Here is a 4,178-nt window from a genome sequence, read left to right as displayed (position 1 = left end):
TGCTGCCAAGCGGGTGAGGAAACCCCACCCGCCTACGCGGTGGGGTAGTTCATAACAAACGCTGTGGGATCCCGCCATCGCTGCCCTCTTCTCCAACGGACAAACCGAGACAGACAGAGTATCCACAAGAATGGGCAGGAATCGAGCAGATCCCTGCCCCTCTCAAGCCCCAAATTGGCTCTCTTCAAGACTCCTGCGCCAGGCGGGCGTAAAACAAGCCCTGGACACGGACGGTGTGAGGTTCCAGTGCCCCTTGCTCGGTGCTGGACTGCTGAATGCTGACGAAGGAGCCGCCCATCTCACCCGTGCTGGGATCCACGCGGGCAATGCGCAGCGACATTGTCCCCTGGGAAACCTCGTCCACCTTGCGGTTGGTGGCGAAGTCGTCCTTGGCCGCCTGCAGCCCTACGGCTGTGTCGTAGCCGGCGTTGGAGCCGCGCCCGCGCGCGTCGAGGAAGGTGCTGCTGTGGTAGCCGGGCACCAAGAACTCCCCTTCAAAGTCGGTCGAGGGGTCGATGGCGGAGCCCTGAGCTGTGGCCACCAAGTCTTTCACGCTAAACAAAAACGGCACCCGCTCGCCGCGGGGTAACTGACCGGTGGTCGGCTGAAAAGTGATCCCGTCCACCACTTTGAGCTCCAACCCGCCGTCTTTGGGGGTGACTTCGGCCTTAATCGGCCCCAGCGTGGCTGCCGAGATCATAATGTTTTTGGCCTTGATAAACTCTTTTTCGCCGTTCCGCTTTTCCTCTTCGATTTCAATTTGCACCGGCTGGAAGCAGACATCTGTCAACTTTACGGATCCCCCCTTGGGCACCTCGATACGGCCGCGGGCCTCGTCCGAGACGGAGGGGCAAATGGCCGCCTTGCCGGTGTTGCGGATCTGGTCGTAGGTTAAGGGGGCCTTAGCCGCCTCCGCCGGCAGGGCGAAGACGCTCAAACAGAGCGCCAACAGGATGGCGAGTAGTGGACGGTACCGCATAATCAACCTCGAAAAACCTGTTTTAATCTCAATGCTGCTGGGGAAAATAAGCCCGAATGCCCCTATTGTACGCAATAGGGATCCCCTCTTTGGCCGGGCTCGCAGAAGTTTCTTGGCCAGGCAGAGCTGTTAGGCTGCTGCGTTTTCCCACTGCTTGGATTACCGACTCCTGCTCTTCTGTGAAGGCCTTGCGGCCACCTCAAAACGGGCCACTCACCACCAGGGATCCCAGCCAGCGCTCTCGAATCTGGTTTACCAGCTCGCCGATAGGCTGTTGGTTAACGCGGTAGCTGGTGGGATGGGCGATCAGGCGGGCGGTGCTCTCGAAAAGGCAGTCCCGTTCCACCAGGCCGTTTTCCCTCAGGGTGCGTCCGGTGGCCACCAAGTCCACGATGGCATCGGCCATGCCGGTGAGGGGAGCCAGTTCCACCGAGCCGTAGAGGGAGATAATTTCCACCGGCAAATCCAACCGGTCAAAATACTCGCGGGCGCAGCCGACAAACTTGGAAGCGACGCGGGCATGGGGAGGCAACTGGGCCGCCGAGGTGTAGGGACTATCTTGGGGCAGGGCCACCGACATGCGACAGTAGCCGAACTTCAGATCCAGCAGGTGGGCCACCCGCGCTTCGCTGCCGGCATAGCGCTCTCGCAAGATGTCGTAGCCGACGATGCCCAGCTCGGCCTGTCCGTATTCCACGTACACCGGCACGTCGTGGTTGCGCACCAGCAGCGCCTCGTAGCGTTGCCCGTTGAGCTGGGTGGGCGATTCAATCCGCAGCAGGCGGTTGCCGGGATCCAAAAAGCGACTGAAATCGATCCCCACCTGTTGCAAGCAGCGGACAGCGTCGGCCAACAAGGCTCCCTTGGCCAGGGCAATGGTGATCGTCGCGGTATTGGGCTTCGGAGCTGGCCGAGGGCTGGTGGCTGTCAACATAGGCACTTAGGGATCCCTTCTGGCAAAAGGACAAGGGCAGTGGGAATGCTACTTAGTTAAAGAAGGAAAGTGGATACCAGGGATCCTGCGTCCTCAATTGTAGGGAACTGACCTCTTGCCGGCGAGGTAGACTCGGCAGATGTTTTCCAGAACGCAGATCCTGGGATGATAAAAACACGATGAACCCGGAGGAGAGACGACGGCATGAAAGCCATGATCCTGGCAGCCGGCAAAGGGACACGGGTACGGCCCATCACCTACATGATGCCCAAGCCGATGATCCCGATTCTGCACAAGCCGGTCATGGAGTTCTTGGTGGAGCTGCTGCGGGAACATGGCTTCGACCAAATCATGATCAACACTAGCCACCTCGCTCACCAGATCGAAGACTACTTTCGCGATGGCCAGCAATGGGGAGTACACATCGGCTTTTCCTTCGAGGGCCACTTCGAGAACGGCCAGCCGGTGGCCGAACCCCTGGGATCCGCCGGTGGCATGCGCAAGATCCAGGATTTCTCTGGCTTTTTTGACAGCACCTTCGTGGTGCTCTGCGGCGATGCGCTAATCGACCTCAACCTAACCCAGGTGGTCAACTTTCACAAATCTAAGGGGGCATTGGCCACGGTGGTGTTGCGAGAGGTGGATCCCAGCCAAGTCTCCAGCTACGGAGTGGTGGTAACTGATGAGACGGGCCGGGTCACCGCCTTCCAAGAAAAGCCCAGGCAGGAAGAGGCCCTCAGCAACACCATCAACACCGGCATCTACGTGTTCGAGCCAGAAGTCCTGGACTACATCCCCCCCGGCTGCCCCTATGACATCGGCAGCGATCTCTTCCCCGCCTTGGTGAAAGCCGGCGCCCCCTTCTACGGCCTCAAGGCCGACTTCCAGTGGGTGGACATTGGCCGTACCCATGACTACTGGCTGGCGGTACAGAAGGTGCTGCGCGGCGAGATCAAAGGCGTCAAGGTGCCCGGGATCCAGATTCGGCCCGGCGTCTGGACAGGGATCAACATCCGCGCCAACTGGGATCGCATCCACATCGAGCCGCCGGTGTACATCGGGGCCAGCACCTACCTGGCGGATGGGGTAAAGCTCATCGGCCCCACGGCCATTGGCTACGGCTGTGTGTTGAACGAAGGGTGTACGCTGGATGGCAGTCTCATCTTTAACTACACCCAAATCGCCGCAGGAGTGACGCTGCGCCACCAGATGGTGATGGGTCGCTACTGCATTTCCTCCGATGGCAATGCCATCGATACGGAAGAGTCCAACCTCACCTGGTTGATCGGAGATGCCCGCAGCCATGGCAACGGCAAATCCCAATAGCGCCCTCTACCTTTACGGGATCGTTGCTGCCCCCGGCCCGCGCCACCTGAATGTGGTGGGGCTGGATAAGCAGCCGGTGGGGGTTCACGTGCTGGGATCTTTGGCCTTTCTCTATTCCCAGGCTCGCCAGGAGCGCTACTTGGCCAGCCGGGCCAATCTGCTGGCCCACGAAGCCGTCCTAGAAACCGTCATGAACGAGGGACACCGCGCCCTGCTGCCGTTGCAATTTGGCCTGGTGGTGAGCGGCTGGGACCAGGTGGAGCAGGATCTGGTTAAACCGCACCTGGCCGATCTGTTGGCCCTGCTGCAGCGCCTAGAGGGCAAACGGGAGGTGGGGGTAAAAGTCTTCTGGGATCCCCAGCAAGAGCTCCAATTGGGGCTGGAGGAAAACCCCGCCCTGAAAGCCCGGCGGGACGCGATGGTCGGCACCCCCTTGGGGCTAGATGCAGTGGTGGAAATTGGACAAGCCCTAGAGCAACTGCTGGAGCAACGGCGCCAACACATTGCCCAAACCTTCACAGCCACCCTCGGCCCTCTGGCCGGCGACCGCGTCGAGGGAGAGCTGCTCACGGAAAACATGGTCTACAACAGCTCGTTTCTCATCAACTGGGAAGATGAGCCGGTTTTTGCCCAAAAAGTGGAGGAGCTGGATCGAGCCTTTCAGGGACGGCTGCGCATTCGCTACAACAATTTCACCGCTCCCTACAATTTCGCCAAGCTTTGACCGGCCTGTACTCACCCTCGTTTCGCTGGATCAGCGCATTCTTGCAAGCAAAGAAAGACTTACCGCAGTGCGAGAGTCCAAGAAGAGGAGATGCAAAGAGAACGACTAGCTTATAGTCAAGAATCAGGGATATTGCAGCGGAGGATTTGATTGCCCTCGACAGACAGGGGTGTGGGAGGGAAGGGAACGGGGAGTAGCTCGGAGTTTACGCGGTC

At 59.6% G+C, this 4,178-nt stretch carries 4 protein-coding genes and 1 pseudogene; 3 read left to right on the top strand and 2 right to left on the bottom strand.

Features of this window, described 5'->3' with window-relative positions:
* Window positions 1-184: 184 nt before the first annotated feature.
* On the bottom strand, window positions 185-979 hold the full coding sequence (locus NW852_RS11930) for a photosystem II manganese-stabilizing polypeptide (protein WP_414372756.1): 795 nt from the start codon (window positions 977-979) through the stop codon (window positions 185-187).
* A 199-nt stretch (window positions 980-1,178) separates the two neighbouring features.
* Window positions 1,179-1,913, bottom strand: a complete 735-nt coding sequence (hisG, locus tag NW852_RS11925; protein ID WP_414372758.1) for an ATP phosphoribosyltransferase — start codon at window positions 1,911-1,913, stop codon at window positions 1,179-1,181.
* A gap of 204 nt (window positions 1,914-2,117) precedes the next feature.
* On the opposite strand from hisG, the gene NW852_RS11920 reads away from it, so the two are divergent.
* The 3 genes and pseudogenes from NW852_RS11920 to NW852_RS11910 all read left to right on the top strand — a co-directional run.
* Window positions 2,118-3,239 (top strand): sugar phosphate nucleotidyltransferase, encoded by a 1,122-nt coding sequence (locus tag NW852_RS11920; protein ID WP_414336050.1) that lies wholly within the window; start codon window positions 2,118-2,120, stop codon window positions 3,237-3,239.
* Complete coding sequence (locus tag NW852_RS11915; protein ID WP_414372760.1) at window positions 3,217-3,963, top strand: GvpL/GvpF family gas vesicle protein; 747 nt, start codon at window positions 3,217-3,219, stop codon at window positions 3,961-3,963. Before NW852_RS11920 ends, NW852_RS11915 begins: the two co-directional genes overlap by 23 nt.
* Before the next feature lie 48 nt (window positions 3,964-4,011).
* A pseudogene (locus NW852_RS11910) lies at window positions 4,012-4,178 on the top strand (IS630 family transposase); the annotation flags it as partial.

Origin of the sequence: Synechococcus sp. H60.1 (genome assembly GCF_047462335.1) — a bacterium.
Lineage (GTDB): Bacteria > Cyanobacteriota > Cyanobacteriia > Thermostichales > Thermostichaceae > Thermostichus.
The sequence above is the reverse complement of the archived record's forward strand: the minus strand, read 5'-3'. Positions and strand labels throughout refer to the sequence as shown.